This window comes from Nonomuraea sp. NPDC049637 (assembly GCF_040675235.1).
In the GTDB taxonomy this organism is placed as follows: domain Bacteria; phylum Actinomycetota; class Actinomycetes; order Streptosporangiales; family Streptosporangiaceae; genus Nonomuraea.
The window spans coordinates 381266-405937 of record NZ_JBFAOM010000002.1 but is presented as its reverse complement, the minus strand read 5'-3'; the positions used below and the strand labels follow the sequence as shown (position 1 = coordinate 405937).

Annotated in this window: 28 protein-coding genes and 1 tRNA gene; 21 read left to right on the top strand and 8 right to left on the bottom strand. The window is 71.8% G+C overall.

What is annotated here, in order from left to right; translation table 11 throughout:
• The first annotated feature begins 4 nt into the window (after positions 1 to 4).
• A tRNA-Glu gene (locus tag AB0J71_RS04350) sits at positions 5 to 77 on the top strand.
• A gap of 132 nt (positions 78 to 209) precedes the next feature.
• On the opposite strand, the gene AB0J71_RS04345 is transcribed toward AB0J71_RS04350, so the two are convergent.
• Complete coding sequence (locus tag AB0J71_RS04345; RefSeq protein ID WP_352319069.1) at positions 210 to 1925, bottom strand: hypothetical protein; 1716 nt, start codon at positions 1923 to 1925, stop codon at positions 210 to 212.
• Between the two features lie 58 nt (positions 1926 to 1983).
• The gene (locus tag AB0J71_RS04340) at positions 1984 to 2700 is read right to left on the bottom strand and encodes an IclR family transcriptional regulator (protein WP_352319070.1); all 717 of its coding nucleotides are present in this window, start codon (positions 2698 to 2700) and stop codon (positions 1984 to 1986) included.
• A 63-nt stretch (positions 2701 to 2763) separates the two neighbouring features.
• On the opposite strand from AB0J71_RS04340, the gene leuC reads away from it, so the two are divergent.
• From leuC to AB0J71_RS04320, 4 genes are all read left to right on the top strand, one after another.
• Positions 2764 to 4149: a 3-isopropylmalate dehydratase large subunit gene (gene leuC / locus AB0J71_RS04335; RefSeq protein ID WP_352319072.1), complete on the top strand. Its 1386-nt coding sequence runs from the start codon at positions 2764 to 2766 to the stop codon at positions 4147 to 4149.
• A gap of 15 nt (positions 4150 to 4164) precedes the next feature.
• Complete coding sequence (gene leuD, locus AB0J71_RS04330) at positions 4165 to 4752, top strand: 3-isopropylmalate dehydratase small subunit (protein ID WP_364412641.1); 588 nt, start codon at positions 4165 to 4167, stop codon at positions 4750 to 4752.
• Positions 4731 to 4958, top strand: coding sequence for a hypothetical protein (locus AB0J71_RS04325; RefSeq protein WP_364391513.1), 228 nt, complete (start codon positions 4731 to 4733; stop codon positions 4956 to 4958). The genes leuD and AB0J71_RS04325 overlap by 22 nt, the downstream gene beginning before the upstream one ends.
• A 99-nt stretch (positions 4959 to 5057) precedes the next feature.
• Positions 5058 to 5357 (top strand): HU family DNA-binding protein, encoded by a 300-nt coding sequence (locus AB0J71_RS04320; protein ID WP_125637152.1) that lies wholly within the window; start codon positions 5058 to 5060, stop codon positions 5355 to 5357.
• A 65-nt stretch (positions 5358 to 5422) separates the two neighbouring features.
• Here the strand turns inward: AB0J71_RS04320 and AB0J71_RS04315 are convergent, their stop codons facing one another.
• Positions 5423 to 5632 carry a hypothetical protein gene (locus AB0J71_RS04315; RefSeq protein ID WP_352324833.1) on the bottom strand — a complete coding sequence of 70 codons (210 nt, stop codon included), beginning with the start codon at positions 5630 to 5632 and terminating at the stop codon, positions 5423 to 5425.
• A gap of 53 nt (positions 5633 to 5685) precedes the next feature.
• Positions 5686 to 6321 (bottom strand): 2-phospho-L-lactate guanylyltransferase, encoded by a 636-nt coding sequence (gene cofC / locus AB0J71_RS04310; RefSeq protein WP_364412638.1) that lies wholly within the window; start codon positions 6319 to 6321, stop codon positions 5686 to 5688.
• Positions 6322 to 6455: 134 nt separating this feature from the next.
• Between cofC and AB0J71_RS04305 the strand changes: the two genes are divergently transcribed.
• The 3 genes from AB0J71_RS04305 (at position 6456) to AB0J71_RS04295 (ending at position 9284) form a co-directional block, all read left to right on the top strand.
• Positions 6456 to 7112 (top strand): lysophospholipid acyltransferase family protein, encoded by a 657-nt coding sequence (locus AB0J71_RS04305; protein ID WP_352324831.1) that lies wholly within the window; start codon positions 6456 to 6458, stop codon positions 7110 to 7112.
• Between the two features lie 4 nt (positions 7113 to 7116).
• Positions 7117 to 8127, top strand: a complete 1011-nt coding sequence (locus AB0J71_RS04300) for an NAD(P)H-dependent glycerol-3-phosphate dehydrogenase (RefSeq protein ID WP_352324830.1) — start codon at positions 7117 to 7119, stop codon at positions 8125 to 8127.
• Between the two features lie 62 nt (positions 8128 to 8189).
• Positions 8190 to 9284: a D-alanine--D-alanine ligase family protein gene (locus AB0J71_RS04295; RefSeq protein WP_352324829.1), complete on the top strand. Its 1095-nt coding sequence runs from the start codon at positions 8190 to 8192 to the stop codon at positions 9282 to 9284.
• On the opposite strand, the gene AB0J71_RS04290 is transcribed toward AB0J71_RS04295, so the two are convergent.
• Both AB0J71_RS04290 and AB0J71_RS04285 read right to left on the bottom strand, forming a co-directional pair.
• The gene (locus AB0J71_RS04290; protein ID WP_352324828.1) at positions 9267 to 9701 is read right to left on the bottom strand and encodes a DUF3515 domain-containing protein; all 435 of its coding nucleotides are present in this window, start codon (positions 9699 to 9701) and stop codon (positions 9267 to 9269) included. The two genes, AB0J71_RS04295 and AB0J71_RS04290, sit on opposite strands and share 18 nt — an antisense overlap.
• Positions 9702 to 9722: 21 nt before the next feature.
• Entirely contained in the window at positions 9723 to 9956 is a 234-nt protein-coding gene (locus AB0J71_RS04285; protein WP_125637145.1) for an Lrp/AsnC ligand binding domain-containing protein, read from the bottom strand.
• Between the two features lie 47 nt (positions 9957 to 10003).
• Between AB0J71_RS04285 and AB0J71_RS04280 the strand changes: the two genes are divergently transcribed.
• From AB0J71_RS04280 to thiD, 3 genes are all read left to right on the top strand, one after another.
• Positions 10004 to 10972, top strand: a complete 969-nt coding sequence (locus tag AB0J71_RS04280; RefSeq protein WP_352324827.1) for a thiamine-phosphate kinase — start codon at positions 10004 to 10006, stop codon at positions 10970 to 10972.
• A 230-nt stretch (positions 10973 to 11202) separates the two neighbouring features.
• The gene (locus AB0J71_RS04275) at positions 11203 to 12810 is read left to right on the top strand and encodes a hypothetical protein (protein ID WP_364412634.1); all 1608 of its coding nucleotides are present in this window, start codon (positions 11203 to 11205) and stop codon (positions 12808 to 12810) included.
• A 30-nt stretch (positions 12811 to 12840) separates the two neighbouring features.
• Positions 12841 to 13638 carry a bifunctional hydroxymethylpyrimidine kinase/phosphomethylpyrimidine kinase gene (gene thiD, locus AB0J71_RS04270; protein WP_364412631.1) on the top strand — a complete coding sequence of 266 codons (798 nt, stop codon included), beginning with the start codon at positions 12841 to 12843 and terminating at the stop codon, positions 13636 to 13638.
• A 99-nt stretch (positions 13639 to 13737) separates the two neighbouring features.
• On the opposite strand, the gene rpmB is transcribed toward thiD, so the two are convergent.
• The gene (gene rpmB, locus AB0J71_RS04265) at positions 13738 to 13923 is read right to left on the bottom strand and encodes a 50S ribosomal protein L28 (protein ID WP_043618345.1); all 186 of its coding nucleotides are present in this window, start codon (positions 13921 to 13923) and stop codon (positions 13738 to 13740) included.
• 199 nt (positions 13924 to 14122) lie between these two features.
• Between rpmB and AB0J71_RS04260 the strand changes: the two genes are divergently transcribed.
• From AB0J71_RS04260 to mutM, 8 genes are all read left to right on the top strand, one after another.
• Complete coding sequence (locus AB0J71_RS04260) at positions 14123 to 15667, top strand: DAK2 domain-containing protein (RefSeq protein WP_352324824.1); 1545 nt, start codon at positions 14123 to 14125, stop codon at positions 15665 to 15667.
• Between the two features lie 101 nt (positions 15668 to 15768).
• Positions 15769 to 17949 carry an ATP-dependent DNA helicase RecG gene (recG, locus tag AB0J71_RS04255; protein WP_352324823.1) on the top strand — a complete coding sequence of 727 codons (2181 nt, stop codon included), beginning with the start codon at positions 15769 to 15771 and terminating at the stop codon, positions 17947 to 17949.
• Between the two features lie 394 nt (positions 17950 to 18343).
• Positions 18344 to 18910, top strand: coding sequence for a 16S rRNA (guanine(966)-N(2))-methyltransferase RsmD (gene rsmD, locus AB0J71_RS04250; protein WP_352324822.1), 567 nt, complete (start codon positions 18344 to 18346; stop codon positions 18908 to 18910).
• A gap of 14 nt (positions 18911 to 18924) precedes the next feature.
• On the top strand, positions 18925 to 19401 hold the full coding sequence (gene coaD, locus AB0J71_RS04245) for a pantetheine-phosphate adenylyltransferase (protein ID WP_352324821.1): 477 nt from the start codon (positions 18925 to 18927) through the stop codon (positions 19399 to 19401).
• Between the two features lie 72 nt (positions 19402 to 19473).
• Positions 19474 to 20025 carry a YceD family protein gene (locus AB0J71_RS04240; RefSeq protein WP_364412628.1) on the top strand — a complete coding sequence of 184 codons (552 nt, stop codon included), beginning with the start codon at positions 19474 to 19476 and terminating at the stop codon, positions 20023 to 20025.
• A 1-nt stretch (position 20026) separates the two neighbouring features.
• A complete protein-coding gene (rpmF, locus tag AB0J71_RS04235; protein ID WP_033409409.1) occupies positions 20027 to 20206 on the top strand; it encodes a 50S ribosomal protein L32 in 180 nt (59 codons plus the stop codon).
• Positions 20207 to 20461: 255 nt separating this feature from the next.
• Positions 20462 to 21181 (top strand): ribonuclease III, encoded by a 720-nt coding sequence (gene rnc, locus AB0J71_RS04230; RefSeq protein WP_352324836.1) that lies wholly within the window; start codon positions 20462 to 20464, stop codon positions 21179 to 21181.
• Between the two features lie 108 nt (positions 21182 to 21289).
• Entirely contained in the window at positions 21290 to 22135 is an 846-nt protein-coding gene (gene mutM, locus AB0J71_RS04225) for a bifunctional DNA-formamidopyrimidine glycosylase/DNA-(apurinic or apyrimidinic site) lyase (protein WP_364412625.1), read from the top strand.
• Here the strand turns inward: mutM and AB0J71_RS04220 are convergent.
• A complete protein-coding gene (locus AB0J71_RS04220; protein WP_352324817.1) occupies positions 22083 to 23237 on the bottom strand; it encodes an MFS transporter in 1155 nt (384 codons plus the stop codon). The genes mutM and AB0J71_RS04220 overlap by 53 nt on opposite strands.
• 94 nt (positions 23238 to 23331) lie before the next feature.
• Here AB0J71_RS04220 and AB0J71_RS04215 point away from each other — a divergent pair, with 94 nt between their 5' ends.
• The gene (locus tag AB0J71_RS04215) at positions 23332 to 24234 is read left to right on the top strand and encodes a LysR family transcriptional regulator (RefSeq protein ID WP_364412622.1); all 903 of its coding nucleotides are present in this window, start codon (positions 23332 to 23334) and stop codon (positions 24232 to 24234) included.
• Complete coding sequence (locus tag AB0J71_RS04210; RefSeq protein WP_352324815.1) at positions 24231 to 24539, top strand: acylphosphatase; 309 nt, start codon at positions 24231 to 24233, stop codon at positions 24537 to 24539. Before AB0J71_RS04215 ends, AB0J71_RS04210 begins: the two co-directional genes overlap by 4 nt.
• The last annotated feature ends 133 nt before the right edge of the window (positions 24540 to 24672 follow it).

Here is a 24672-nt window from a genome sequence, read left to right as displayed (position 1 = left end):
CGAAGGTCCCGTCGTCTAGTGGCCCAGGACGCCGCCCTCTCAAGGCGGTAGCGCCGGTTCGAATCCGGTCGGGACTACGTTCACCCAAACGCTCCGGTGCGTCAAGCACCGGGGCGTTTTTCGCGTTCTACGGGCTGCCGCGGCCGAGAATGGCCTGCGCACGGAACAGGGCCCCGCGCGGTTCGCGCGGGGCCCTGGCCGGGGTGCGATCAGGCCGAGGAGCGGGCCTTGAACAGGGCGCGGCGGGCCGCCTTGGCGATCTGCTTGTCGGGGTGGACCTGGGAGATCAGATCCAGCAGCTCCTCGACGTGCGCGTGCGGGATCTTCCAGATCACCTCGAGAAGCCCGCTGACCATGTCGGGCCCGATGTCCTGCAAACTGCTGACGAACTCCGAACGCCCCAGGCCGGCCGAGATCGTCCACATGTCGAGGATCAGCCAGTGGGTGTCGTCCTGGGTGGGCTCGGGCGCCCCCTCGACCCCGAGCTGGCTCAGGTGCGTCGCCGCGTACGGCCGCAGGGACGGCTGCTTGAGCGCCGCCTGCCAGGCTGGGACGGCGGCCTCGCCCAGCGTGCCCACCACGCTGGCCGCCTGCACCCGGATCAGGGCGTCGCTCTCGTCCTCGGCCGCCGCTTCGAGCAGCTCCTCGGCGGCCTTGGCCGGCTCCCTGAGCCGCATCCAGGCGGCGAACTCGGCGTCGGCCTCGTCCTCGGGCAGCTCGGCGCTCAGCGCGAGCAGCTCGTGGGCGCTCATCGACTCGATCGCGGGCCGGGCGTCGACCTCGATGTCGGCGTCGTCCACCAGGTGGACGACGCCCTCGGTGCCCAGCGGGGTGAGGCGCACGGTCGTGCCCTCGACCTCGACCATGCCGTAGCCGGTCAGCCAGTCGATGGCGGGGGCCAGCGGGTCGCCGGCCGCCTCCCAGGCGTCGCCGCCCAGCTCGTCGAGGTCGGCGGCGGCCTCGGCCAGGTCGCGGGCCAGGTCGTCGCGCTCGCGCGAGCCGCCGGCCAGCAGCAGCCTGACCAGCAGGCCCCGGGTGAGGCCGGCCAGCGCCATCGTCAGGTCGTCGTCGTCGAGCTCGGGGTCGCCGTAGTCGACCGAGTGCAGGCCGAGCATCCAGGCGTCGAGGACGTCCTCGTCGTCGTCGAACGGCCACTCGGAGGTGTCGTCCTGGACGGCCACGGTATTGCCCTCGCCCGGTTCGAGGAACTCCAGGTCGACGGCGAGGTTCCAGATGTTCCAGAGCTGCGGGACCGCCTCGGCCACCGGGCCGTCGGTCTCGGGCCTGGGCAGGCCGACGGCGGCCAGCGCCTCCTCCACCTCGGCGTCGGTGAGCAGGGTGTCCTCGCCGACGCGGCGGCCGGAGCCGACCCACAGCGCCAGGTCGCGGGCCTTGGCGACCAGCGGGGCCTGGCGGGCGGCCGCGGCCAGCTCGGAGTCGGGGCGCAGCCTGATCGTGTCGAGCTCGGCCAGCTCGTCGGCGAACGCCTCGAAGTCGCCGAGGTCGCCGGTCTCGTCCTCCTCGTCGTCACCCGCGCCGTCGTCGTCGAGCAGGTCTTCCATGAGTTCGACGAACTCGTCCTCGACGTCGTCGAGCTCGGCCTGCAGGTCGGCGAGGGAGTCGGAGCCCTTGGCGAGCCTGCCGGTCTGGGAGAGGAACGTCAGGTACGCGTCGACGGCGGGCAGCATGCCGTCGGCGGCGGCGTCGGGATCCTCCACGACCTTCGGCATGCGGTCGAGCAGCAGGTTGCGCAGGTCGGCACGCTTCCACGTGCCGAGGTCCTGCGAGAAGGCGAGACGGTGCCAGAGTGCGGCAGGCCCCACGAGCTCGGGGTCGCTGTCGGGCGCGTTGGAACGCGCCCACATGATGAACTCTTCGAGCAGGGGTCGCAGCTCAGTGGCGGCTACCTCGATGCGATCTGTCACGCACTCAGGCTAGTGCGCCCGCGAGGCAGTCGGCCCCCGAAATACGAGCTTTCGCCGATCATGACGTGCGGCGCATGGCCTCGGTGATGCGTTCGGCGGCCGCCATGACGGGCACGGCGTGCAACCGGCCGGGCGCCCGGGTGAGCCGCTCGATGGGCCCGGAGACAGAGACGGACGCGATCACCTTGCCTCCGCTGCCCCTTATGGGGGCGGACACGCTGGCCACGCCCTGCTCGCGCTCGCCGACGCTGTGGGCCCACCCGCGGCGGCGCACGGAGGCGAGGGTGGCGGCGGTGAACTTGGCGCCGCGCAGGCCCCTGTGCAGCCGGTCGGGCTCCTCCCAGGCCAGCAGGATCTGGGCCGCCGAGCCCGCCGTCATGGGCAGCGCCGAGCCCACCGGGACGGTGTCGCGCAGGCCGCTGGCCCGCTCGGCCGCCGCCACGCACACCCGTTCGTCACCCTGGCGCCGGTAGAGTTGCGCGCTCTCGCCGGTCAGGTCGCGCAGCTGCATCAGCACGGGCGAGGCCACCGCGAGCAGCCGGTCCTCGCCGGCCGCCGTGGACAACTCCGCGAGCCGCGGCCCGAGCACGAATCTGCCCTGGGTGTCGCGGCTCACGATGCGGTGGTGCTCAAGTGCGACGGCCAGCCGGTGGGCCGTGGGGCGGGCCAGGCCGGTGGCCTGGACGAGCTGAGCCAGGGAAGCGGGACCCGCTTCGAGGGCATTGAGTACAAGAACGGCCTTGTCGAGTACTCCGACTCCGCTAGAGTTGTCCATACACCGATACTGCCGTCTCGACATATGAGAAAGCAAGTCGGAGGCAATCTCAAGGAGGAGATCATGGGCCGCACACTGGCCGAGAAGGTCTGGGAGCAGCACGTCGTCCGCCGTGCGGAGGGCGAACCCGACCTGCTCTACATCGACCTGCACCTCATTCACGAGGTGACCAGTCCGCAGGCGTTCGACGGGCTCCGTCTCGCCGGCCGGAAGGTGCGCAGGCCCGATCTCACCATCGCCACCGAGGACCACAACGTCCCGACCGTGCTCGGCCCGATCTCCGACCCCGTCTCCAAGGCCCAGGTCGAGACGCTGCGCAAGAACGCCGCCGAGTTCGGCATCAGGCTGCACCCGATGGGCGACGCCGGCCAGGGCGTGGTGCACATCATCGGCCCGCAGTTCGGCCTGACCCAGCCGGGCATGACGATCGTGTGCGGCGACTCCCACACCTCCACCCACGGCGCCTTCGGCGGCATCGCGTTCGGCATCGGCACCTCCGAGGTCGAGCACGTGCTGGCCACCCAGACGCTGCCCGCCTACCGGCCGAAGACGATGGCCATCGAGGTCTCGGGCGAGCTGCCCGCCGGCGTCACGGCCAAAGACCTGATCCTGGCGATCATCGCCAAGATCGGCACCGGCGGCGGCCAGGGCTACATCGTCGAGTACCGCGGCGAGGCCGTGCGCAAGCTCTCCATGGAGGGCCGCATGACCGTCTGCAACATGTCCATCGAGGCGGGCGCCCGCGCCGGCGTGATCGCCCCGGACGAGACCACGTTCGCCTACCTCAAGGGCCGCCCGCACGCCCCCGAGGGCGAGCTGTGGGACCAGGCCGTCGAGTACTGGAAGTCGCTGCGCACCGACGACGACGCCGTGTTCGACAAGGTCGTGGAGATCGACGCCTCGACGCTGACCCCGTACGTCACGTGGGGCACCAACCCCGGCCAGGGCCTGCCGCTGGGCGAGTCCGTGCCGAGCCCCGACAGCTTCGCCGACCCGGTCGAGCGCTCGGCCGCCGAGCGCGCGCTGGAGTACATGGGCCTGACCGCGGGCACGCCGCTGCGCGAGATCGAGGTCGACACCGTGTTCGTCGGCTCGTGCACCAACGGCCGCATCGAAGACCTGCGCTCGGCCGCCGAGATCCTGCGCGGCCGCCAGGTCCGCACCCGCACGCTGATCGTGCCCGGGTCGATGCTGGTCAAGCTCCAGGCCGAGCAGGAGGGCCTGCACGAGGTGTTCAAGGCCGCCGGCGCCGAGTGGCGCGAGGCCGGCTGCTCGATGTGCCTGGGCATGAACCCCGACACGCTCAAGCCCGGCGAGCGCAGCGCCTCCACCTCCAACCGCAACTTCGAGGGCCGCCAGGGCAAGGGCGGCCGCACCCACCTGGTGTCGCCGCAGGTCGCCGCCGCGACCGCGGTCACCGGCCGCCTGACCGCCCCCGCCGACCTGTAAGGGAGAACCAGACCGATGGACGCCTTCACCACCCACACCGGTACGGCGGTGCCGCTGCGCCGCAGCAACGTCGACACCGACCAGATCATCCCGGCCGTCTGGCTCAAGCAGGTCAGCCGCACCGGCTTCGAGAAGGGCCTGTTCGCCGCCTGGCGCGAGGACCCGACGTTCGTCCTGAACGACCCCTCCTACGAGGGCGGCTCGATCCTGGTCTCCGGCCCCGACTTCGGCACCGGCTCCTCCCGCGAGCACGCCGTGTGGGCCCTGCAGCAGTACGGCTTCCGCGCCGTGATCGCCGCCCGGTTCGGCGACATCTTCCGCAACAACTCCACCAAGATGGGCCTGCTGCCGGTCGTCCTGCCCGCCGAGAAGGTCGAGGCCCTGCAGGCGGCCGTCGAGGCCGACCCGAAGCTGCAGGTGACCGTCGACCTGCTGGAACGCCAGGTCCGCTGGGCCGATGAGGTCGTGCTGTTCGAGATCGACGACTACACCCGCTGGCGCCTCACCGAGGGCCTGGACGACATCGGCCTGACCCTGCGTCACGCCGACGACGTGGCCGCGTACGAGAATGGTCGGCAGCCATGGCTGCCGACGACCGTCTAGAGGACGACGAACTGGCGCGGCGGTTGCGCGAGGCGCACCGCCGCGTCCGCCTGCTCCCCGCCGCCGACAAGGAACGGGCGGCCCGCCGATACCTGTCCATCTGCGATCTCGCCAAGCGCGATCCGGAAAGGGCGGCCGCCCGGCTCGACGCCTTTCTGGGCGCTCTCGACACGCCACGCGAGGGGGAAAACACGCAGGGTGATTGAGTTCCCCCGCGATCCCGCCTACTTTCGAGCGCGTAAGGGGTTTCTACGTCGAACTCGAGAGCTGGAACCCCGAGCCGTCACTGGGGGAGCAGGACTTTCATGAACAAGCGAGAGCTCGTCGACGCCATCACCGATCGGGTGGGCGACAAAAGGACGGCCACCGAGGCCGTCAACGCGGTCATCGAGGCCATCCAGAAGGCCGTGGCGAGCGGGGACAAGGTCTCCATCACGGGCTTCGGCGCGTTCGAGATGGTGAACAAGCCCGCCCGCACTGCCAGGAACCCGTCGACCGGCGCCGAGATCAAGGTCGCCGAGAGCTGGGCGCCCAAGTTCCGTCCCGGCTCCGAATTCAAGGACCTGGTGAACGAGGGCGGCAAGCAGGTCGGCAAGAAGAAATAGTCTCAGCGGACATCACGCCCGGGCGGCCCACGCCCGGGCGTTCGCTGTTTTCCGGGACCGCGTCGTCATTCGGGCGCGGGAATGGGGAACGTCGACAGCGTGATGTAGGTGATCTGCCCGCCGTCGGTCGCCAGGTTCACCCGCTGCCCCGTGCGCAGCAGCAGCAGCGGCCCCGCGTCGAAGGCGCGCGTGCCGAACTCCAGCACCGTCCCGTCGTCGAGGAAGACCGAGCCGGAACGGGTGACCTCGTCGAAGCTGCGTACCGTCGCCTGCACGCCCTCCAGCCTAAGCCGACCGCCGCCCGGCGGGCGAGAGGCGGCCCGCGGGGTCACGCCCCCGGCCACAGGTTGGCGACCACCGCCGCCGTGTGCCGCCCCAGGCCCAGGGCGAGCGCCGCGCGCAGGTCGTCGGGGGTGTCCACGTCCCGCCGCAGCGAGTCGATGCCCGGCACGCACAGCTCCTTCGCGCCGCCGGCCAGGTGCCTGGCCCGCGACTCGCCGCCGAACCGCGGCGTGAACGGCCGCCCGGCGAGCACGCCGTAGAACGTCGTGCCGACCTCCTGGGCGTCCGGCACGAACGACTGGTCGAACTCGGCCGCCGCGGCCAGCGCCGTCGCCAGCTCGGCCGGTCGCAGGGCCGGCAGATCGGCCTGGAGGGCGCCCACCGCCTCACCGGGCGCGACGCGTACGGCATGGGCCGCGCCCGTGCGCAACGCGGTGTTGAGCCCGCGATCGGGATCGTGCACCACCTGCGCGCCCAGCGCCCCCAGCGGCCCCGCCGCAGCCGGATCGGCGGTCACCACGATCACCCGTGCCACCGCCGGGCAGGCCAGCGCCGCGGCCACGGTGTCGCAGGCCACGGCCACGGCCAGCCGCGTACGGTGGGGACCCGTCGCGGCCGCCAGCCGGGTCTTCGCCGCGACCAGCGTCTTCACCGGAATGACCAGAGACCAGCGGTTGCTCATAGGCTTAAGCATCTCGCCTCGACATCCCACGCGGCCAACCGGGAGACTTGGGGCGCAAACCGTACGGGTTGGAGGAGACCATGAGCCGCCCCACGCGACCTTCGCGTTTCTGGGAGTCATTCGCCGTAGCGGTGGTGAAGCCGCTGTCGTGGCTCCTGGTCAAGAAGGACTGGCGCAACGGCGAGCGCCTTCCGCGCACCGGCGGCATCATCATCGCGGCCAACCACCTGTCCTGGAGCGATCCCGTCCTGCTGTCGCACTTCCTGTTCAACAACGGGCGCTGGCCGGTCATCCTGGCCAAGGCCGCGCTGTTCAAGGTGCCCTTCCTGGGCCGGGCGCTCAACGGCCTGCTGGTCATCCCGGTCGAGCGGGGCAGCAGCGAGGCGGCCAGGTCGCTCAGCTCGTCGGCCCAGCGGCTGCGCGACGGCGCGGCCATCCTGTTCTACCCCGAGGGCACCTGCACCCGCGATCCCGAGCTGTGGCCCATGGTGGGCAAGACCGGCGCCGCCCGGCTGGCGCTGGAGAGCGGCGCGCAGGTCATCCCCATCGCCCACTGGGGCGCCCACGAGCTGCTCCCGTACGGCGCCAAGAGACCCAGGCTGTTCCCGCGCAAGACCTTCCACGTCACCGTCGGCCCGCCGGTCGACCTGTCCAAGTACGAGGGGCAGCCCCTGCGCGCGAGCGTGCTGCGCGAGGCGACCGCCGACATCATGGCCGCCATCACCGAGCAGCTGACCGAGCTGCGCGGCGAGAAGGCCCCGGAAACTCCCTACGATCCCGCCAGGCGGTGATGGCATGACAAAGGCAGCCGTTCTCGGCACGGGCTCGTGGGGCACCACGTTCGCCATGGTCCTCGCCGAGGCGGGCAACGAGGTCACGCTGTGGGGGCGCAGGCCGGAGCTGGTCGAGGCGATCGACAAGGACCACGCCAACCCCGACTACCTGCCCGGCGTGCGGCTGCCCGAGGCGCTGCGCGCCACCACCGACCCCGTGCGCGCGCTCGACGGCGCCGACTTCGTGGTGCTGGCCGTGCCCTCGCAGATGTTGCGGCCGAACCTGACCGCCTGGCGCGAGCACATCCCGCCGGACGCGGTCCTGGTCAGCCTCATGAAGGGCGTCGAGCTGGGCACGACCAAGCGCATGAGCGAGGTGATCCGCGAGGTCGCCGAGGTGCCCGAGGAGCGGGTCGCGGTGGTGTCCGGGCCCAACCTGGCCAAGGAGATCGCCCACCGCCAGCCCGCCGCCACGGTCGTCGCCTGCACCGACGAGTCGGTCGCCGAACGCCTCCAGGCCGCCTGCCACCTGCCGCCGTGGTTCCGGCCGTACACCAACACCGACGTGGTCGGCGTCGAGCTGGGCGGCGCGGTGAAGAACGTGATCGCGCTGGCCGTGGGCGTCTCGGCGGGCATGGGCATGGGCGACAACGTCAGCGCCATGCTCATCACCAGGGGCCTGGCCGAGATCTCCCGCCTGGGCGCCGCGCTCGGGGCCGACCCCCACACCTTCGCCGGGCTGGCCGGCATGGGCGACCTGGTGGCCACCTGCACCTCGCCGCTGTCGCGCAACCGCACCTTCGGCGAGAACCTGGGCCGCGGCATGACCCTCGCCGAGGTCGTCGCCGCCACCAAGCAGACCGCCGAGGGCGTGAAGTCCTGCGAGTCCGTCCTCGAGCTGGCCAGGAAGCACGACGTCGAGATGCCGATCACCGAGGTGGTCGTCGGGGTCGTGCACGACGGCATGTCGCCGTCGGAGGCGGGCATGCTGCTCATGTCCCGCTCGCCCAAACCCGAACGGTACGGCTTGTGAATCCGGACGCCACCGCGTGCTCGACTCGCTGTCAGGGGGACACCCCGGTAGATTCGGACGTCATGAGCAAGCCACGCGTCGCCGTCGTTTTCGGAGGTCGCAATTCTGAGCATGCCGTGTCCCTCATGGGCGCGGGCAGCGTGCTGGATGTGATCGACAGGAGTAAGTACGAGGTGATCCCGGTCGGGATCGCCCAGGACGGCAGGTGGGTGCTCGCCGCGTCCGACCAGCGGTTCGCCATCGAGGGCGGGGAACTGCCCGCGGTCGACACCTCGGGAGCCGCGCTCGCGCTGCCCAGCGGCGGCGCCGGGCTGGTGGCCTACGACCCGGGCAGCATCCCGGTCGAGCTCGGCACGGTCGACGTCGTCTTCCCCGTCATGCACGGCCCGTTCGCCGAGGACGGCACCATCCAGGGCCTGCTGGAGATGGCCGGCGTCCGCTACGTCGGCTCCGGCGTGCTGGCCAGCGCGGTCGGCATGGACAAGGCCCACATGAAGACCGTGATGGCCGCCGCCGGGCTGCCGATCGGCCGTTACGTCGTCGTCCGCGACCGCGACTGGCGGCTCAACCGCGAGTGCGTGCTGAAGGAGGCCGAGGAGCTCGGCTTCCCGGTGTTCGTCAAGCCCGCCAGGGCCGGCTCCTCGCAGGGCATCTCCAAGGCCCACGACCGCGCCGAGCTGGAGGCGGCCGTCGAGTCGGCCCGGCTGCACGACCCCAAGGTGCTGATCGAGGCCGCGATCGAGGGCCGCGAGATCGAGTGCGCGGTGCTGGAGTCGCTCGGCGACGAGCCCGCCGCCGCGTCGATCCCGGGCGAGGTCAAGGTCGAGGGCGGCCAGGAGTTCTTCGACTTCGAGGCCAAGTACTACCCCGACCAGATGTCGCTCACCGTGCCCGCCGACATCCCGGCCGAGACCGCGGAGGAGCTGCGGGCGATGGCCGTGCGGGCCTTCGAGGCGCTCGACTGCGAGGGCCTGTCCAGGGTCGACTTCTTCTACACGCCCGACGGCCGGCTGGTCTTCAACGAGATCAACACGATGCCCGGGTTCACCTCGTTGTCGGTCGCGCCGCAGCTCTGGGCGGCCTCGGGACTGTCCTACCCGCAGCTTGTCGACCGGCTGATCCAGCTCGCGCTGTCGCGCTCACCCGGACTGCGTTGACACGGCCCGCCCGATCGGCCCCGACAGCTCGGCCAGCACGTCGGACGCCGTGTGGTCGCCGCCGACCGTGACCTCCACGTACGTGGGCGCGGCCACCGCGGTGAACAGGATGGGCTTGTCCGGATCGGCGAACCAGCCCACCCCGTCGATCTCCTGGAGCTGGTCGGTCGGCGCCATCCGGGCAGGCCGCGGCACGCCGCAGCGCAACGCGATGGACGCCTCCCCCCAGACCGCCACGTACGGCGAGGCCGGCTCCGAGGTGCCGCGCTCGGCGCCGTCGAGCGTCTTGGGCAGCAGGGACGCGAGCCGGTCACAGGCCGCCGCCGCCTCCCCCGCAGGCTTGGGCGGATCGACCTGCACCACGCCGCCGCAGCCGGCGAGTGCGAGAAGAAGGAGCAGGACGGCGGCGGCGCGCATGGAACCCGGACCTCGAATGTGTCAGATATGAACGATCGGACACGTAAGAGTACGCGTGATCCCCTCCACCGCCTGAATCTGCGCCACGACGAGCTTGCCGAGCTCGTCGACGTTGCGCGCCTCAGCGCGGACGATCACGTCGTAGGGCCCCGTCACGTCTTCCGCCTGGGTGACCCCCGGAATTCCGGAGATCTCCTCGGCAACGGCGGCGGCCTTGCCGACCTCGGTCTGAATAAGGATGTAGGCCTGCACCATCACGTCCTCCCGGGCGATTGGATCACGCCGAAGGGCCACCGTACCCTGTGAGCGTCAGGAGGTGCGTCATCACAGTCGGAGATCTCGGCGAATTCGGTGTCGTCAATCGTATTGCCGGACGTCTGCCCCAGGGAGAGGGGGTCATGCTCGGCCCGGGTGACGACGCCGCCATGGTCGCCGCGCCCGACGGGCGGGTGGTCGTCTCGACCGATCTGCTGGTCGAGCGCAGGCACTTCCGGCTCGACTGGTCCGGCGGGCGCGACGTGGGCCGCAAGGCCGCCGCCCAGAACCTGGCCGACATCGCCGCCATGGGGGCCGTCCCGACGTCCATCGTGGTCGGGCTCGGCATCCCCGCCGAGCTGCCGGTGGCCTGGCTCGACGCCCTGACCGACGGGTTCCGCGAGGAGTGCGCGGTGGTCGGCGCGAGCGTGGTCGGCGGCGACATCACCCGGTCCGACCTGGTGGTCATCGGGGTGACCGCGCTGGGCGACCTGCGCGGGCGGGCGCCGGTGACGCGGTCCGGGGCGCGGCCGGGGCACGTGGTGGCCGTGGCCGGGCGGCTGGGGTACGCCGCCGCGGGGCTGGCGCTGCTGGCCGCCGGGGTCGCCGCGGGTTCCGGCGTGCTGGCGGAGGCGGTGACCGCCCACCGGCGGCCGTGCCCGCCGTACGCGGAGGGGCCGCGGGCGGCCGCGCTGGGCGCGAGCGCGATGCTCGACGTCAGCGACGGCCTGGTGCAGGACCTCGGGCACGTGGCCGCGGCCAGTGGCGTACGCGTCGAGCTCGATCCCGGGTCGTTCGCCGTGGGGGAGCCGGTGGCGGCGGCGGCCGGGGAGCTGGGGCAGGATCCGCTCGAATGGGTGCTCACGGGTGGCGAGGATCACGCGCTCGCCGCGGTCTTCCCTCCTGACGTACGGCTGCCGCCGTCGTGGCAGGTCGTCGGCCGGGTGGTCGAGGGCGAGGGTGTCCTGGTGCACGGCCGCCAGGTGGGACAGGGCGGTTGGGATCACTTTCGGTGATGACTTGTCCCGATTTACGTGAAATTTTGCCGGTTTAGGGTAGGACTAGCGGGATTGTTGTGACAAGGACGTAGTAAAGGTGTTATGAAGATTGGCGGCCACTGTAACCGCGAGAAAGGGCAGCCATGGGCCGCCACGGCACCGGTGGATCCGACGATGGGGATGAACGGGGGAACGGCAGCGCTTTCTGGGGTCCCGACGAGCCGGCCGAGGCGCCGGGCTGGCCGGCGTTGCCGGACCAGGTCGAGGTGACGGGGCAGTGGGCCCCGATGCCGCGCCGCGAGGACGGCCCGCCGCAGCGCGGCAGGCAGCCCGAGCCGTTCGAGACCACGGGGGCCTTCGCCGTGCCCGCCGACGCCGCCCCGAAGGTCCCGCCGTCCGACGCCCCCTCCGGCCCCTTTCCGCCGCCGAACGGCCCCCAGTTCTCCGGGTCCCCCTACCCTGAGCCCAACGGGGCCGGGCCGTTCGAGGTGACGGGCGCGTTCGCCCGTCCGGCCGACTGGGACGCCGTCGGCCCCTCTGCCCAGCCCGACGCCACGTCCGCCTTCGGACCGCCGCCGAGCTTCGACGCCTCCGGCCGCACCACGGGCCCCTTCGACGCCCCCCGGCGCAACACCGGCCCGTTCGACGCGCAGGAACCGGGCGGCACGGCCAGGTTCGACGTGCCGGGTCCTGGTGGCACCGCCAGGTTCGACGTGCCGGAGTCCGGGAGCACCGCCAGGTTCGACGTGCCGGAGTCCGGGAGCACCGCCAGGTTCGACGTGCCCGCCGGGTCCGACACCGCCTTCCACGGCAGGCCGCCGGAGCCCGGTGACGTGAAGGTGGCCGGGGAGCCGACCGCCGCGCACACGCCCGCCTGGGCGGAGGCCGAGACCGGCTTCCTGCGTTCGGGCTGGTCCTCCGACCAGGACCTCGACGACCTGGACGAGTCCGACGAGTCCCGTGGCCGTCGCCGCGGCGGCCGGCGCAAGTCGTCCGGTGGCGGTGGCGGTGGCGACGACGACGGCCTGAACGCGCCCGCCGGCGGCGGCAGCGGCAAGGGCAGGGCCCGCATGGCGCTGCTGTCGGTCGCCGCCGTGGCCGTCGTGCTCGGCGGCACGGTCGCCGGGGTGAAGCTCATGAGCTCCTCCGGCGACTCCGGCAAGTGCGCGGGCGCGAGCTGCGCCGCCGTCCACACCAGCACCAGCCCCTCGACCGCCGCGGTCTCCGACCCCGGCACGGAGGAGGAAGAGCCCTCCGAGGAGCCGACGGAGGACGAGGAGTCGAGCACGCCCTCCGACGCCCCGACCACCACCGCCCCCACGGTCGGCAACCGCGCCCCGCGCCGCAGCACGGCCCCCACCCCCACGCCCACCAGGACGCGGACGAAGGCCTCGGCCAAGCCGACACGGCAGCCGGAGCCGCCGCCCCAGGAGACGATCTCCGAGGCCCCGACCGACGACGGCACGCCGCTGGGCAACTCCGACACCGGCGTCGTCCCCACGGTGGGCAGCAGCCCCGCCCCCGCGGCCACCTCCACCTCCGGGAACGGCGGCAGCGGCGGCTCGGTCAACGTGCGGCAGACGGTCAAGCAGCGGCTCGCCTCCTACTCGGCCACGCTGCGCGTCACCAACCAGTCGCCGGCCCCGCTGGCGAACGCCACCTTCTCCGTCCCGGTCGAGGGCCGCGTCACGGACGTGAACGGCGGCTCCTGGACCCAGGACGGCGACCTGCTGATCATCGACCTGTCGGGCTCGCTGGCCGCCGGGGACTCGGTGGACGTGACGTACTCGGCGACGGGCAAGGCGCAGGAGCCCGGCGCGTGCGGGCTGGTCGGCGGGGAGTGCGCGATCGGCTGAGTGCCTGGCGAGTGCCGGTCGGGTGGTTGGATGGGGTTCATGACGACCCCTCCACGTGTGCTGACCGTCGCGGGCTCCGATTCCGGAGGCGGCGCGGGCATCCAGGCCGACCTGAAGACCATGATGGCGATGGGCGTGCACGGCATGAGCGTGATCGCCGCCGTCACGGCCCAGAACTCGCTGGGCGTCCAGGGCTACTGGGAGCTGCCGCCCGAGGCCGTGCGGGCGCAGCTCGACTCCGTGCTGGGCGACATCGGGGCGCAGGCCGTCAAGACCGGCATGCTGGCCTCGCCGGTGCTGGTGGAGACGGTGGCCGAGGTGCTGGGGGCCTATGACGCGCCGGTGGTGGTCGATCCCGTCGGGGTGTCCAAGCACGGCGACTCGCTGCTCGCCCCCGAGGCCGTCGACACGCTGCGCACGCGCCTGCTGCCCGTGGCCACGGTGGTGACGCCGAACCTGTGGGAGGTGGAGCAGCTCACCTCCGTCAAGGTCGAGGACGAGGACGATCTGCGCCGGGCCGCCGACGCCGTGCTCGCGCTGGGCCCGTCCTGGGCCCTCATCAAGGGCGGCCATCTGCCCGGCGCCCCCGTCGACCTCCTGACCGACGGCACGACCGAGCACCGCTTCGCCGCCGAACGCCTCGACAACCGGCACACCCACGGCACGGGCTGCACCCTCGCCTCGGCCCTGGCCTCCCGGCTCGCGCTCGGCGACGACGTCCCGACGGCCGTGGGGAGGGCCAAGGAGTACGTGACGGGCGCGATCGCCCGCGGCTTCCCCCTGGGCTCCGGCATCGGCCCGGTGGACCACGCCTGGCGCTGGCGCTGACCGCGCCTATCTGAGCCCGCCCCCCGAGCGGGGCGGCGGGCACGACGAAAGCCCGTCGCTCCCATGATCAGGAGCGACGGGCTTCGCGAAAGACGAGAACTAGCGGGTGACCTTGCCCGCCTTGATGCACGACGTGCACACGTTCAGCTTCTTCGGCGTGCCGCCGACGACCGCGCGCACCGTCTGGATGTTGGGGTTCCAACGACGACGGGTACGGCGGTGCGAGTGGGACACGTTGTTGCCGAAGGTCGGCCCCTTGCGGCAGACATCGCAGACGGAAGCCACGGTATCGCTCCTTAAAACAGTCGATGTAGCCCTGTCCGCTGATGCTTTCCGGGCGGAGGGCATGCCGGGACAACCGGCCAGCCAGACGAGAATATCTGATCCACACCATTGGGCGCGAACCAGAGCACTGGACGGTGGCCGGTGCGGGGATATTCTCCTCCAACAAGGTAGCGCATGCGGGGAGGTCGAAGGAGCGCAGATGAAGGCCCTCGACCCGCCCGCGGTGCGCCGCTGGGCCCGCCTGGCCGCCGACGCCCTCGGCCGGGCGAGACCGGAGATCGACGCACTCAACGTGTTCCCCGTGGCCGACGGCGACACCGGCACGAACCTGCACCTCACCATGCTGTCGGCGGCCGAGGCCGTCGAGTCCCTGCCCGACGACGTCGACGCGGCCGTGGTGTGGCAGACGCTCGCCTACGGGGCGCTGGTCGGGGCGCACGGCAACTCGGGGGTCATCGTCAGCCAGGCGCTGCGCGGGCTGGCCGAGGTGCTCAAGGACGGTTCCGACCTGCGGGCCGGCCTGCTCAGGGCGGCCACGCTGGCCAGGCAGGCCGTGGCCAGGCCGGTCGAGGGCACCGTGCTGACCGTGCTGGAGTCGGCCGCCCGGGCCGCCCAGGACGCCGACGGCGACGCGTGCGAGGTGGCGCGGCAGGCGGCGCGGGAGGCACGGGCGGCGGTGCGCCGCACGCCGGGGCAGCTCGACGTGCTGGCCCGCAGCGGGGTCGTGGACGCGGGCGGCGCGGGGGCGGCGATCGTGCTGGAGACCCTGGCCGCCGTGCTCACCGACTCCTACAGCGACCATTACGACGTGCCGGCGCCGACCGGACGGGTCACGCCGATGACCGAGGTGGGCGCCGGCTACGAGGTGATGTACCTGCTGGACGCCGACGAGCGCGCGGTGGCCGGGCTGCGCGACGAGCTCGACGCCATGGGCGAGTCGCTGGTCGTGGTGGGCGGCGAGGGCCTGTGGAACGTGCACGTGCACGTGGCCGACGCGGGGGCGGCCGTGGAGGCGGGGCTGCGGGCGGGGCGTCCGCACCGGGTCAGGATCACCTACCTGGCCGAGCGCACGCACCGGGGCAGGGCGGGCAGGGGCGTGGTGGCGGTGGCGGCCGGCGACGGGATCGCGGCCCTGTTCGAGGAGAGCGGCGCGGTCGTGGTGCGCCGCGATCCCGGCACCCGGCCCGCGCTGCCGGAGCTGCTGGCCGCGATCAGGCAGGCGGGCGCCGAGGTGGCCGTGCTGCCGAACGACGAGGGGGTGCTCGCGGTCGCCGTCGCGGCGGCGGAGATCGCCCGCGAGGACGGCGTGGTCGTCAGCGTCCTGCCGACCAGGGCGACCGTGCAGGGGTTGTCGGCGCTGGCCGTGCACGACCCGCTGCGCCGGTTCGACGACGACGTGGTCGCCATGACGGACGCCGCCGGCCACACCAGGTACGGACATCTGGCGGTGGCGGACAGGGAGGCGTTCACCAGCGCGGGCGTGTGCCGGCCGGGCGACGTGCTGGGCCTGATCGACGGGGACGTGGCGGTGATCGGCGGCGACCTGGAGCGCGTGGCCAGGCTGATCATCGACAGGATGGTGGCCGGCGGCGGCGAGCTGGTGACCCTGGTCACCGGCTCCGGCCTGCCCGAACGGCTGGCCGTCCGGCTGGAGGACCACCTGCGGCGCACGCGGCCGGACGTCGATCTGGTCGTCTACGACGGCGAGCAGGGCGGCTACCCGCTGCTGATCGGCGTCGAGTAGCGGCGCGGCCCCCTTCCGCGGGCGGCTCGGGGCCCGGCACGGGCCTGCTCCGGGGCCCGGTGCGGGATTCCTGTCGGCCGCAGGCGGTAGAACTGGATCCCGTGAGCCGTTTCGACGAGCCCCTGACCAAAGCGCTCGACCCGAAGACCGCCAAGCTGCTGCACAGCGTGCTCGGCCTGGAGACGGTCGGCGACCTGCTGCGCCACTACCCGCGCCGCTACGCCGAGCGCGGCGAGCTGACCTCGCTCGACGCCCTGGAGGTCGACGAGCACGTCACCGTGGTCGGCGAGGTGACCAGGCTGATGCGCAAGCCCATGCGCAACCGCGGCGGCACGTGGCTGGAGGCCGAGGTCGTCGACGGCAACGGCAACCGCATCTACCTGGCGTTCTTCGGCAAGGGCTCCCATGTGGCCGAGTCGCGGCTCAAGCCGGGGCGGCGCGGCATGTTCGCCGGCAAGGTGGGCCTGTTCGGGGCGCGCTCCAAGCCGCGCTGGCAGCTCTCGCACCCCGAGTTCGAGCTGTTCGAGGAGGAGGCCGAGGCGAGCGCCGAGGAGTTCGCGTCCGCGCCGGTGCCGATCTACCCGGCGGGCAAGGACGTGACGCCGTGGGCGATCCGCCGGGCGGTCGGCGTGGTGCTCGACACGCTGGGCCCGCTCGACGACCCGCTGCCCGCCGACCTGCGGGCCAGGCACGGCCTCCAGCCGCTCGCCGACGCGCTGATGGCCATCCACCGGCCCAAAGACCTCGCCGAGGTGGGCCGGGCGCGCAAGCGGCTGAAGTTCGACGAGGCGTTCGTGCTGCAGGCGGTGCTGCTCCAGCGCCGCCAGGCGGCCACGGCCTGGCCGGCCAAGCCGCGTCCGAGGCGTTCCGACGGCATGCTGGCCGACTTCGACGGGCGGCTGCCGTTCTCGCTCACCGAGGGGCAGGCGCAGGTGGGGGAGGAGATCGCGGCCGACCTGGCGCTGGAGCACCCGATGCACCGGCTGCTGCAGGGCGAGGTGGGCGCGGGCAAGACCGTCGTGGCGCTGCGCGCGATGCTCCAGGTGGTCGACGCGGGCGGCCAGGCCGCGCTGCTGGCCCCGACGGAGGTGCTGGCCCAGCAGCACCACCGCTCGATCACCAACATGCTGGGCGAGCTGGCCCAGGGCGGCATGTTCGGCGGCACGGCCGTCACGCTGCTGACGGGCTCGATGGGCGCGGCGGCGCGGCGCGCGGCGCTGCTCGACGCGGCCTCGGGCACGGCGGGCATCGTGGTCGGCACGCACGCCCTGCTCCAGGAGCACGTGCAGTTCGCCGACCTGGGGCTGGTCGTGGTCGACGAGCAGCACCGCTTCGGCGTGGAGCAGCGTGACGCGTTGCGCGAGAAGGCGGGCGGGGGCCGTCCGCACGTGCTGGTGATGACCGCGACCCCGATCCCGCGCACGGTCGCCATGACGGTCTTCGGCGACCTTGAGGTCTCGACGCTGTCGCAGCTCCCGTCGGGGCGCGCGCCCATCACCACGCACGTCGTGCCGGCCGCCGAGAAGCCCCACTATCTGGAACGCACCTGGCAGCGGGTGCGCGAGGAGGTGGAGCTGGGCAGGCAGGCGTACATCGTGTGCCCGCGGATCGGCGACCTGGAGGGCGACGAGGGCGACCTGGCGGCGGCCGGGGGCGACGACGACCGCCGTCCGCCGCTGGCCGTGCTGGAGGTCGCCGAGCTGCTCACCCAGGGCCCGTTCCAGGACCTGCGGGTCGGCACCCTGCACGGCAAGCTCCCGCCGGAGGAGAAGGACGCGATCATGCGGTCCTTCACCAGGGGCGAGCTCGACGTGCTGATCGCCACCACCGTCATCGAGGTGGGCGTCGACGTGCCCAACTCCTCGGTGATGATCATCATGGACGCCGACCGGTTCGGCGTCTCCCAGCTCCACCAGTTGCGCGGGCGGGTGGGCCGGGGCGGCCTGCCCGGCCTGTGCCTGCTGGTCTCCGACTTCCCCGAGGGCACCCCGGCCCGCGCCCGCCTCGACGCGGTGGCCGCCACGCTCGACGGCTTCGAGCTGTCCCGCGTCGACCTGGAGCAGCGCCGCGAGGGCGACGTCCTGGGGGCGGCCCAGTCGGGCAAGCGCAGCTCGCTGAAGCTCCTGCAGCTCCTGAGAGACGAAGACGTCATCACAACAGCGCGGGACGAAGCCGCAAAGCTCCTGTCGGACGACCCCGAACTGGCCCACCATGAGGGCTTGCGCGCCGAGATAGCCCGCCTCCTGGAGGACGAGAAGGCGGAATACTTGGAGAAGACGTGAAGGCCCGGCAGAACCACGGAGCCGGTCAACGAAGGCTCGCGTGACGGCGGCGAGCCGGTGAAGGGTCAGAGGCCGTTACATGGAGGGCCATCAGCCGGAGTAAGGCGGGTGGGAAGACCACGCGAAGCCGTAAAAAGAAGAAGTCAAAGGCCCAGCCGCGGGGACGGCCTCCCCCCGAATGCCGTCCCCGGCTGGGCCCACCCTCGGGTCAGGTGCCGAGGGAACCGGCGTGCGGAAGGGCTCACGATCACGCCGGTCGGCCTTCATGTGGGTCACCTTGAAGGCCGCAGACTCATCATGCGGGCCGATCCGGCCGATGTGAATCACCCTTGCGCAGTCGAGGCCGACACTTGTCCACTCTTGACCTGGGCGAACATGCGGAACAATGGGCCTTATGACTCGGATCATCGCGGGGAGCGCGGGTGGGCGGCGGTTGGCCGTGCCGCCGGGGCGGGGCACGAGGCCGACCAGCGACAGGGCCAGGGAAGGCATCTTCTTGACCCTCGACTCCCTGTACGGCCTGCGCGAGGCCCGCGTGCTCGACCTGTACGCCGGTTCCGGCGCCGTGGGCCTGGAGTCGCTGTCCAGAGGCGCGGCCCACGCGCTGCTCGTCGAGTCCGACGCCAAGGCGATCCGGACGATCAGGGCCAACATCCAGTCGCTCGGCCTGGAAGGCGCCGAGCTGGTGGCCGACAAGGTCGAGCGGGTCCTGGCCAGGCCGCCGGAGGAGCCGTACGACATCGTCTTCGCCGATCCGCCGTACGCGCTGGGTGACGGCGAGGTCACGCGGGTCCTGGAGCTGCTGCGCGACAACGGCTGGCTGGTGGGGGAGGGGCTTGTGGCATTCGAGCGGGAAACGAGGGGAAAGTCCTTGATGTGGCCGGAAGGTTATGTTGAGGAGAGGGTCCGTAGATACGGCGAAGCATCCGTTTGGTACGGTCGCGCCGCCGGGAACCCGTAGACCTGGGAGGCGTCTTGCGCCGCGTTGTCTGCCCGGGGTCGTTCGACCCCATCACCAATGGCCATCTCGACATCATCGGCCGGTCGGCCCGCCTGTACGACGAGGTGGTCGTGGCGGTCCTCATCAACATCGAGAAGAGCAGCCTGTTCACGGTCGACGAACGGATCGAGATCCTTCAGACCGTGACGAAGGAGTACCCCAACGTCAAGGTGCAGAAGTTCCACGGCCTGCTGGTGGACTTCTGCAAGCACAACGACATCCCCGCCATCGTCAAGGGCATCAGGGTCGTCAGCGACTTCGACTACGAGCTGCAGATGGCCCAGCTCAACTACCGTCTCTCGGGCGTCGAGACGCTCTTCATGCCCACCAATCCCGAGTACTCCTTCCTGTCCTCCAGCCGGGTCAAGGAGATCGCGCGGTATGGTGGCGACGTGTCCGGCCTGGTCCCTGACCTGGTGCACAAGCTGCTCATCGAGCGTCTCAGGGGCTGACCGCGACCTGGTATCCTTTCATTTCGGCCTTGTACGACGGCGAGCATCTTCGCCATGCCTAGCGAGAGCAGGATGACTCAGCACCTCGACCCCCGCTCCCCTTGGGTGCTCTCCACTCATGACCTGGGGAAGCGACCGGGCACGATGCGGCAGATGATCCTGTCCCTTCCGGCACCGGCTAACCTCGGCGTCGACATGATCGGTGTCCCCAAGGACGCCGAAGTCGAGCTGGACCTCCGGCTCGAAGCAGTGATGGAAGGCGTGCTCGTCTCGGGCACGGCGCACGCCCCGCTCGCCGGGGAGTGCGCGCGGTGCCTTGACCCGATCACCTCGGACATCGAGGTCGATCTGCAGGAGCTGTTCTTCTACTCCGACGAGGACGCCTCGGAGGACGACTCACTGCTCGACGGGGAGCTGCTCGACCTCGAGCCGACGTTCCGTGACGCGGTGGTGCTCGCACTGCCGCTGAGCCCCGTGTGCCGCGAGGACTGCGAGGGGCTCTGCACGGAGTGCGGGATCAAGCTGGCCGAGGCCGGCGCCGATCACCGGCACGAGAAGATCGATGCCCGCTGGGCGTCGTTGCAAGGTCTGATTTCCGAGAACGATAACGATCAGGAGAAGTGACGTGGCCGTCCCGAAGCGAAAGATGTCGCGGAGCAACACCCGCGCCCGTCGCTCCCAGTGGAAGACGACTGCTGTCGCCCTGGTGAGCTGCCCGCAGTGCCGTTCGCCCAAGCAGCCGCACATCGCGTGCCCCACCTGCGGCACCTACAACCGTCGTCAGGTCATCGAGCCGTCCGCCTGATCACACTGACAGCAGGCCCGCCCGTCATGCCGGCGGCGGGTTTCACCGTCAGCAGTTGACGTGATGCCGACCGGGTGCCATTGTGCCTCGGTCGGCGTTAACGTCTGTAGATGCGTACGGCGGCGGTTCGCCCGCGGCCGTGGTGGACGCCGGGGCTACCCGTTACCCCGACGCCCACCACGTTTTCGGGCATCTTCCGCGGCCGCCTTGTGAAGATGTCCGAGGAGGAAACACGTGGGAGCAGGTCCTAAGCCGGTGGCCGTGGAGGTCGCCAGGGAAGAGCTGCAGCGGGTCCTGGTCGTCGGCCTCGACCCCGACATCCTCGAGCGGGCCCTGACGCACCGCTCCTACGCCTACGAGAACGGCGGCCTGCCCACCAACGAGCGCCTGGAGTTCCTCGGCGACTCGGTGCTGGGTCTCGTGGTCACCGACACCCTCTACCGCAACCACCCCGACCTGCCCGAGGGGCAGCTCGCCAAGCTGCGCGCCGCCGTGGTCAACATGCGCGCGCTGGCCGACGTCGCCCGCAACCTGGGGCTCGGCCGGTTCCTGCGGCTCGGCAGGGGCGAGGAGGGCACCGGCGGGCGCGACAAGTCCTCGATCCTGGCCGACACGCTGGAGGCGCTGATCGGCGCGATCTACGTGGACAAGGGCCTCGACGAGGCGTTCCGGGTCGTCCACCTGCTGTTCGACCCGCTGATCGTGCGCTCGGCCTCGCTGGGCGCGGGGCTCGACTGGAAGACGTCCCTGCAGGAGCTCACCGCCTCCGAGGCGCTCGGCGTGCCCGAGTACCACGTCGAGGAGAGCGGCCCCGACCACGCCAAGTCGTTCACGGCCATGGTGCGGGTGGGCGGCGAGTCCTACGGCTCGGGCAGCGGGCGCAGCAAGAAGGAGGCCGAGCAGCAGGCGGCCGAGGCGGCCTGGACGCGCATCCGGGCCCGCCGCGAGCAGCGCGAGAGCCAGCCCGCGAGCTGACCCCGGCCTACGGGAAGCCCCGGCCCGCGTCCGGCGTTGTGACTGCGGATCCGTCCCCGCCGCGGCATGCCCCGCGGCCGGGGAAGTCGAGAGGACGGTTGGTGCACGGTGCCTGAGCTGCCAGAGGTCGAGGTCGTCAGGCGCGGCCTGGCGCAATGGGTCGTCGGCCGCGAGATCGCCGCCGCGGAGGTGCTCCACCCGCGCGCGATCAGGCGGCACGTCCCCGGGGCCGACGAGTTCACCGCCCGCCTGAAGGGCCGTACGGTGTTGTCGGCCGAGCGCCGCGGCAAATACCTGTGGCTGCCCCTGTCGGGCGGCGAGGAGGCCCTGCTGGCCCATCTGGGCATGAGCGGCCAGCTGCTCGTCGTCGATCCGCAGACGCCCCCCGAGAAACATTTGCGCGTCCGCCTCCGCTTCGAGGACGGCGGCCCCGACCTGCGCTTCGTCGACCAGCGCACGTTCGGCCACGTCATGCTGACCCCGCTCGTCGGCGGTGTGCCCGCGCCGATCGCGCACATCGCGCCCGATCCGTTCGAGGCGTCGTTCGACGAGGCGGAGTTCACCCGCCGGCTCAGGGCCAGACGCACCGAGATCAAACGGGCGCTGCTGGACCAGTCGCTGATCAGCGGCGTCGGCAACATCTACGCCGACGAGGCGTTGTGGATCGCCCGGCTCCACTGGGCCCGTCCCACCGAGACGCTCACCCGTCCGAAGATCGCCGAGCTGCTGGCCGGCGTGCGCACGGTGATGGGCGCCGCCCTCCAGCAGGGCGGCACCTCCTTCGACAGCCTCTACGTCAACGTCAACGGCGAGAGCGGCTACTTCGACCGTTCGCTGGAGGTCTACGGCCGCCGCGACCTGCCGTGCTCGCGTTGCGGCACGCCCATCAGGCGGGAGGCGTTCATGAACCGGTCGTCGTACTCCTGCCCCAAATGCCAGCGAAAGCCGCGGTGAGCAGGGCCAGCGCGGCGCCCAGCCACATCACCGACGAGATCGACACGCCGTCCACCACCCGGCCGCCGACGAACGAGCCGAGCGCGATGGAGACGTTGAACGCCCCCACGAACAGCGCGGTGCCCAGCTCGCCGCCGCCCGAACGCATGATCCACAGCTGCAGCGCCACGCCGACGCCGCCGTAGCCGAGACCCCACACGACGAGCATGACCAGCGGCAGCCCGACCAGCGCCAGCGCCGCCGTGGAAGCCGCGATGAGCAGAGCCAGGACGATCAGCACCGGCTTGGGGTCCCGGGCCGCCCTGGCGCCCGCGACGAAGTTGCCGACGACGCCGGCCGCGCCGTACACCAGCAGGGCGACGCTGACCAGGCCGGGGCCGGCGTCCGCGACCTGCTCCAGGAACGGCCGGACGTAGGTGTAGGCCGCGAAGTGCCCGGTGATGATCAGCACGGTCGCCGCCAGCACGACCCGCAGCGCCCCCGGCAGCGGCGCGCGGGAGCCGCCGGAGGCGTCCTCGCCCGGCATCGGCGGCAGCACGACGGCCAGCAGCCCGAGCAGCACCAGCGCCAGCCCGCCCATGACCGCGAACGACGTGCGCCACCCCGCCGCCGAGGCGATGAGCGTGCCCGCCGGCACGCCGAGCACCGAGGCCACCGACACGCCGCCGAGGATCACCGACGTGGCCCTGCCCACCGAGCGCTCGGGCACCAGCCGCAGGCCCAGCCCGGCCGCGAAGGCCCAGAACCCGCCGATGCTGATGCCGGTCAGCACCCGCGCGCCCAGCATGACGGGGAAGCTCGTCGCGAACGCCGCCGCCAGGTTGGCCACCGCGAGCAACGCCATCAGGCCGAGCAGGGGGACGCGCCGGTCCAGCCGCCGGGTGGCCAGGGCCAGCACGGGGGCCGAGACGGCCGCGACCAGCCCCGGCAGCGACACCATCAGCCCGGCCGTGCCGTCGGACACCCCCAGACTGGCGGCGATCGAGGTCAACAGGCCGACGGGCAGCATCTCGCTGGTCACGATGGTGAAGGTGCCCACCGCGACCGCGAGGACGGCGAGCCAGCGGGCCCGCGCGACGGTGGAGGTCTCAAGAGTCGTCATGCCGTTCAGCCTCCTCATCGGCCGGGAGGGGAACAATGACGAAGCTCGAAGCCTTGCTTTAGGCAGGCTAAGTGATCGCGTCCGGGGGAGTGGCATGGAGTTCAGGGAACTGGAGTGCTTCGTCGTGCTGAGCGAGGAGCTGCACTTCGCGCGTACGGCCGAGCGCCTCTATCTGTCGCCCGGCCGGGTGAGCCAGCTCATCGGGTCGCTGGAGACCCGGATCGGCGGCCGCCTGTTCGACCGCACCAGCAGGCGGGTGCGCCTGACGCCGCTCGGCCGGCGCTTCCTGGCCGACCTGCGGCCCGCCTACGACGGCATGGCGGCGGCCGTGTCGCGGGCCACGGCCTCGGCGCGGGAGGTCGCGGGCCTGCTGCGGGTGGGGTTCCTGGCCACGCCGACCGAGATCGTCACCGGCAGCGTGGCGGCGTTCGAGCGGCGGTATCCCGGCTGCATGGTGGAGCTGGTCGAGGTGCCGCTCTCCGACCCGTTCAGCAAGCTGCGCGAGGGGCGGGTGGATCTGACGTTCACGCTGCTCCCGCTTGAGGAGCCCGACCTGGAGGGCGGCGCCGAGCTGAACCACTGCCCGGTCGAGCTGGGGGTGTCGGTACGCCATCCGCTGGCCGGCCGCGCCGTCCTCGACGCCGAGGAGCTGGCCTCGGTGGCCCTGTTCGGCCTCGACGACCCCGCGCCGCGCCGCTGGCAGGAGCACATCGCCCCCACCCTCACCCCGTCCGGACGGCCGATCGCGCGGGCCGGCTCGGTGGCCACCACCCAGGAGGGCCTGACGCAGGTCGCGCTGAACCGCGGCGGCATGCTCTTCTGCAAGCCGAGCGCCGACCACCATCGCCGTCCCGACATCGCGTTCGTGCCGGTCGACGGCCTGCCTCCGTCGATCCTGGGCCTGGCCTGGCTGCGCGCCGGACGTACGGCCTCGATCCTGGCCTTCAACGAGTTGGCCATGGAAGTCGTACGACGGCATGAGACGGTGGCGGCATGACGGATACGAAGAGTAATGGCGACAAAGGTTCGGAAAACGTCCGAGTAACCGCCTGGGTGCGGGGGAGGGTCCAGGGGGTGGGCTTCCGGTGGTGGACGCGCGCGAGGGCGTTGGAGCTCGGCCTGACCGGCTGGGCGCGGAACACCGACGACGGCCGGGTCGAGGTCGTCGCCGAGGGCCCGCGGGAGGCGTGCGTCAAGCTGTTGGAGCTGCTCAAAGGTTGCGACACGCCGGGAAGGGTCGATGGAGTAGTGGAACGATGGAGTGAACCCCGAGGTAGTTTGGGCGGTTTTGTAGAGCGGTAGTCGCTTTTGCTAAACGGCCCAAATAGGGTATAGTTGTATGTCGGGAGTGCCTATCAGTAGGGCGTTGCGGTTGGATCGACTTGACCGCCCACACTGCCGGTGCGACTCTTGTTAAGTACCACGCGCACCCCTC

Coding starts and splice junctions, on each gene's coding strand:
- AB0J71_RS04340 (WP_352319070.1), bottom strand. CDS start 2,700: ATGGACAACTCTAGCGGAGTCGGAGTACTCGACAAGGCCGTTCTTGTA.
- leuC (WP_352319072.1), top strand. CDS start 2,764: ATGGGCCGCACACTGGCCGAGAAGGTCTGGGAGCAGCACGTCGTCCGC.
- leuD (WP_364412641.1), top strand. CDS start 4,165: ATGGACGCCTTCACCACCCACACCGGTACGGCGGTGCCGCTGCGCCGC.
- AB0J71_RS04325 (WP_364391513.1), top strand. CDS start 4,731: ATGGCTGCCGACGACCGTCTAGAGGACGACGAACTGGCGCGGCGGTTG.
- AB0J71_RS04320 (WP_125637152.1), top strand. CDS start 5,058: ATGAACAAGCGAGAGCTCGTCGACGCCATCACCGATCGGGTGGGCGAC.
- cofC (WP_364412638.1), bottom strand. CDS start 6,321: ATGAGCAACCGCTGGTCTCTGGTCATTCCGGTGAAGACGCTGGTCGCG.
- AB0J71_RS04300 (WP_352324830.1), top strand. CDS start 7,117: ATGACAAAGGCAGCCGTTCTCGGCACGGGCTCGTGGGGCACCACGTTC.
- AB0J71_RS04295 (WP_352324829.1), top strand. CDS start 8,190: ATGAGCAAGCCACGCGTCGCCGTCGTTTTCGGAGGTCGCAATTCTGAG.
- AB0J71_RS04290 (WP_352324828.1), bottom strand. CDS start 9,701: ATGCGCGCCGCCGCCGTCCTGCTCCTTCTTCTCGCACTCGCCGGCTGC.
- AB0J71_RS04285 (WP_125637145.1), bottom strand. CDS start 9,956: ATGGTGCAGGCCTACATCCTTATTCAGACCGAGGTCGGCAAGGCCGCC.
- thiD (WP_364412631.1), top strand. CDS start 12,841: ATGGGGTTCATGACGACCCCTCCACGTGTGCTGACCGTCGCGGGCTCC.
- AB0J71_RS04260 (WP_352324824.1), top strand. CDS start 14,123: ATGAAGGCCCTCGACCCGCCCGCGGTGCGCCGCTGGGCCCGCCTGGCC.
- rsmD (WP_352324822.1), top strand. CDS start 18,344: ATGACTCGGATCATCGCGGGGAGCGCGGGTGGGCGGCGGTTGGCCGTG.
- AB0J71_RS04240 (WP_364412628.1), top strand. CDS start 19,474: ATGACTCAGCACCTCGACCCCCGCTCCCCTTGGGTGCTCTCCACTCAT.
- AB0J71_RS04220 (WP_352324817.1), bottom strand. CDS start 23,237: ATGACGACTCTTGAGACCTCCACCGTCGCGCGGGCCCGCTGGCTCGCC.
- AB0J71_RS04215 (WP_364412622.1), top strand. CDS start 23,332: ATGGAGTTCAGGGAACTGGAGTGCTTCGTCGTGCTGAGCGAGGAGCTG.
- AB0J71_RS04210 (WP_352324815.1), top strand. CDS start 24,231: ATGACGGATACGAAGAGTAATGGCGACAAAGGTTCGGAAAACGTCCGA.